Annotated in this window: 4 protein-coding genes; 1 reads left to right on the top strand and 3 read right to left on the bottom strand. The window is 62.6% G+C overall.

All coding sequences use genetic code 11. The features are described from left to right. The 3 genes from RIF85_RS14690 to RIF85_RS14680 form a co-directional block, all read right to left on the bottom strand. Positions 1-1,223, bottom strand: a 1,223-nt coding sequence (locus RIF85_RS14690; protein WP_309072644.1) for a 2-hydroxycarboxylate transporter family protein, incomplete at its 3' end; no start/stop codon positions are given. 149 nt (positions 1,224-1,372) lie between these two features. After that, positions 1,373-2,245: a hydroxymethylglutaryl-CoA lyase gene (locus tag RIF85_RS14685; protein ID WP_309072643.1), complete on the bottom strand. Its 873-nt coding sequence runs from the start codon at positions 2,243-2,245 to the stop codon at positions 1,373-1,375. Continuing rightward, on the bottom strand, positions 2,246-3,481 hold the full coding sequence (locus RIF85_RS14680) for a CaiB/BaiF CoA-transferase family protein (protein WP_309072642.1): 1,236 nt from the start codon (positions 3,479-3,481) through the stop codon (positions 2,246-2,248). 342 nt (positions 3,482-3,823) lie between these two features. Between RIF85_RS14680 and RIF85_RS14675 the strand changes: the two genes are divergently transcribed. After that, positions 3,824-4,449 (top strand): isocitrate/isopropylmalate family dehydrogenase (locus tag RIF85_RS14675; protein ID WP_309072641.1); only part of this gene is annotated, 626 nt, incomplete at its 3' end.

Genomic DNA, 4,449 nt, shown 5'->3' with positions numbered 1-4,449 from the left:
GTGATGGAAGCTTCGACGAAGTTGAACTTGACCAGCCATCCCAGGATGCCCGAGGTCAGGGTGGCGATGACGACGGTGCTGATGGTCAGGAGGATGAACAGCGGGTTGCTCAGCGAGGCGAGTACTTCGGTGATGTTGATGTAGGTCAGGCTGACGCCGACCAGGAGTGCGGGAACGAGGACGGTGCCGATCAGGTCGCCCCAGTCGGCGGCGGAATCTTCGACGTCCCGGGGGAGCAGCCCGAAGATTTTGACGAGGGCAGCCGCGATGATTGCCCAGGCGTAGGGGTGCAGGCCGCCGGGAAGGAGGGCTGCGATCAGTTCACCGAAGACAAAGAGTCCACCGGCGATGAGCAGGCCTTTGCCCAGGGCGATGAACGAGGACGTCTCCCGCTTCGGGGGAACGGCGAGTTCGTCCGAACGGCCCTTGATCCGCAGGAGCTGGCCGTGGCCGTTGAAGCCGACGAAGAGCTGCTTTTTCCGCTTGCCCAGGCCGTTATAGATTCCGGCGATGAGGATGCACACGACGTTGGCCATGACGACGGCGGACATCAGGTCACCCATGAAGGCCGCGGAGTCGCCACCGGTTTTCGCGGCGTACATTTCGGACATCGGCAGGGCGCCAACGCCCAGGCCGCCGGCCATGATGGGGGCTGCGATGAAGAGGATGCCTTCGATGAATCCAAACCCGGTCGCTGCTGCCAGGAGCCCGACCAGGACGAATGTAGCGATGAGGCAACCGATGATGGGTACTGCGAAGCGCGGTCCTGCCTTCAGCAGCAGTGCACGGGGCATGCCGAGGATGGCGCCGGCGATGATGCCGATGACGAAGAAGTCCAGGAAGCCATGACCGTCGGTGAAGTTCTGCACAACGGTGACCAGGTTCTCGGGCACCAAACCGAAGAAAGCCAGCGTGGCGGGTGCGAAGGTGCACAGGACGGTCGGCAGCCCGAAGTCCCGGACTACCGGGAACAGGTTACCGATCCAGATAAACAGTCCACCGAGAAGCATGGTCGCGGCAAATCCGACCACCATGGTGTCGGGAAGGTTGCCGGTAAGGGCTGCGGCGAGGACGAGGCCCGCAAGGATGAGGTAGAGGGGAGCAGGGACGCTGGAGATATTGAATCCTAAGCGGCCAGGGTAGTGGGTGCCCGGACGGGCACCCACAGTTTTGGTGACGGGGTGTTCAATACCACCGGCGGGGCCGGGGCTTGTCTCGCTCATGGCGTCATCCGTTGGTTCGCTGGTAGTTTCCGTGGTGCGTGGGTTTGTTGACATCATCGTCTCCGGAAATGGTGGGTGGGAACTGTTTCTTGTGGAGGGGGTTAGCGGATCGTTGTGTGGTTGAGCAGGGGGGAGTCGGTCAGGAGTTTTTAGCGCGCCGGGTCCAGCAGCGCTGCGGGGGAGTGCGATACCACGTCGCGGGCAAGGCGTACGGCGTCGGCCAGGTGGTCTTCGTCGATGCCTGTCTCGTGGCCGGCATCGTGCAGGTAGCGGACCAGCTCTTCGGTTGCGATGTTGCCGTGGGCGCCGGGTGCGAAGGGGCACCCGCCGTAGCCGGCCAGCGCGGCGTCAAAGCGGACGACGCCAGCACTTACGGCAGCGCCCGCAGTTGCCAATGCCTGGTGGTGTGCGTTGTGCAGGTGGAGGTAGTAAGTCAGATCCGGTTCGGCGTCGCGGACGTGGTTCAGGCTGGCCAGCACCTTTTCGGTGGGGGTGGTACCCAGGGTGTCGGCCAGGCCGATGTCCTTGATCCCCATGTCCGAGAAGGCCCGGACCACGCGGAGCAGGTACTCGGGGTCAATGCTGCCCTCGAAGGGGCAGGTAAAGGCAGTGGAAATGCCCGCGAAGAAACGGGTATCCGGGTACCGGGCAACGGCAGCGCCGATGCCGTCGAGAGCGTCCTCGATGGCTTGCCCCGCATTCGCATTGCTGTGCGCCTGGCTCGCGGATGTGACCACCTGGATGTCGGTGGCGCCGGCGGCGACGGCCCGTTCGATGCCCTTCCCATTGAGGGCAAGGCTGGTGTAGGTGATTCCCTCAACGTGCGGCAGCGAAGAGATGACTTCGGCGGCGTCGGCCATTTGCGGTACGCGCTTCGGATTCACGAAGGATGCGGCCTCGATGCGTTTGATTCCAGCGGCAATGAGGGCCTGGGCTATTTCCAGCTTGTGGGCCGTGGAAACGATGACCGGTTCGTCCTGCAGGCCGTCACGCAGGAAAACGTCGGTGATGTCCACCTTCATTCAGCGCACCTCCTGCAGTCCGAGGTCTTCGATCTCGTCAGCGTTCATCCCGGCGAGTTCCTGGAGGACCTCCTGGGTGTGCTGGCCCAGTTCAGGGCCAACCCACTTGACCTGGCCCTGATGGCCGGGGATCTTGGGAACGACGCCGGGGAAGCGGATCAGCTCGGGTTCGTTTTCGATGACCACCTCGTGGGTCTGGATCATGTCGCGGGCAAGGTAGTGCTTGTCCACAGCGATGCTGGGCGCATCGTAGACGGGCCCCGCCGGGACGCCGGCGTCGTCCAGCTTGTCCAGGACCTCAGCCAGGGGCATGCTGCCGGTCCAGGCGGAGATGGCGCCGTTCAGCTCTTCCTCGCGCGCACCGCGGCCCTGGGTAGTAAGGAGGGTTTCGTCCTCGGCCAGGTCGTCCCGGCCGATCGCCCGCATGAGCCGGACGAACACGGAGTTTGAGTTACCCCCAATGACGACCTCGAGGTCGTCGCCGCAAAGGTAGGAGCCGGTGGGCACGACACCGGGCAGGGCGCCGCCAGTGCGCTTCCGGACCATGCCGTACGCGTCGTAGTCCGGGACGAGCGATTCGAGGAGGCTGAAGACGCCTTCGTAGAGTGCGACGTCGACTACCTGGGAGCTGTCGGTCTTCTGCCCGCGGGCTTTCTGGAGCATGAGCATCAGGGCGCCGATCACCCCGTAAAGGCCAGCGACCGTATCGCCCAGGCTGGCCGCCGCACGCCCTGCCGGCCGGTCCGGCTCGCCCGTGACATAGCGCAGACCTGCGAAGGACTCTGCGGAGCTGCCGAACCCGGCGCGGTTCTTATAGGGGCCGGTTTGGCCGTAGCCGGAGATCCGGACCATCACAATCCCGGGGTTAAGCTCCTGAAGAACGTCCGGCCCAAGACCCCACTTTTCAAGGGTTCCGGGACGGAAGTTTTCGATCACCACGTCGCACTGGGCCGCGATCTTCTTGACCGCCTCACGCCCGCCCTCGGAACGCAGGTCCAAGGCAACGGACTTCTTGTTCCGGCCGATGGTACGGAACAGCATTGAGGTCGTTCCCCGGGTCTTGCGCCAGTCGCGCAACTCATCACCGCCCTGCGGCTTCTCGATTTTGATGACTTCAGCTCCGAAATCACCAAAAATGCGGGCTGCGAACGGTCCAGCGATAAAGCTGCCGAGCTCCAGCACACGGATGCCTTGAAGCGGGAGGGAGTTCCCCTCAAGGTGGAGTTGCTGCGTCATGTCTGTCCTGCCTGCGTCGTTGAGTGCAAAATTACCGAGTAGTTCCCACTGTGTGGGAGAACCTTGTCATCAAGCGGATAGACATTAGCAGCGCAATGTGATGCGCGCAACAACTCATTGCCAAGGCTCCCTGTCAATCCTTCTTGCAACCTTCAGGTCCCCAACCGCGAATTTGCCTTGTGAGCCAAGTCATCTTCTGCTAACGTCTTCCCACTTAGCAAATAAGACTTCCCAGCAGATGGGAAAGGCTCTTGGGTAAAGGCTGTCGCGTAGGCGCGGCTTCCTGTCCCGGGGCAGACACTCTGCGCCGGAGCGCGCGCACTTAGCAAGGCAGGAAGACCAATGACTCACTATGACATCGCTGTCATTCCCGGAGACGGAATCGGAACTGAAGTCGTCGACGCGGCTCTGTCGGTACTGAAGGAATGCGAAACACGCTACGGGCTGAAGCTGAACTACACGTTCTACGATTTCAGCGCAGACCTGTACCGACGTACCGGACGAAAGATCACTGCCGCCGATATGGATGAAATTGGCAAGAAGGACGCCGTACTGTTCGGAGCAATGGGGCTGCCGGACGTGCGCGGACCCGAGGGCCTTGAACTGGGCGCCCAGGTTGAAATGCGGGCCCACTACGGGCTCTTCTCATCCCTTCGGCCGGTTCGGCTTTTCCCGGGAGTCGAGAGCCCTGTCAAGGCGAAGAACGTCGACATGCTCGTCATCCGTGAAACCTCCGAAGGGATGTTCGCGGGCCTGGCCGATCATCATGAGCCCAGCGACGAGAGTGCCAGTGACCGTATGACAATCACCCGGGCCACATGCGAGAAGCTCTTCGACGTCGCATTCTCGCAGGCGCGGGCGCGCCGCAAGCGGGGCACCCCCGGACACGTAACGCTGCTGCACAAATCAAACGCCCTGCGCAGCAACGTTCTGATGGAGAAGGTTTTCGACGAAGTCGCCGCCAAAAA

Source organism: Arthrobacter sp. (genome assembly GCF_031179385.1).
In the GTDB taxonomy this organism is placed as follows: domain Bacteria; phylum Actinomycetota; class Actinomycetes; order Actinomycetales; family Micrococcaceae; genus Arthrobacter_D.
Note: the sequence above shows the minus strand (reverse complement) of the source record. Positions and strands in the feature narration are given on the sequence as shown.

Bases quoted from the DNA above. Each gene is read 5' to 3' on its own strand.
- RIF85_RS14680 (WP_309072642.1), bottom strand. From the start codon at position 3,481: ATGACGCAGCAACTCCACCTTGAGGGGAACTCCCTCCCGCTTCAAGGC.
- RIF85_RS14685 (WP_309072643.1), bottom strand. From the start codon at position 2,245: ATGAAGGTGGACATCACCGACGTTTTCCTGCGTGACGGCCTGCAGGAC.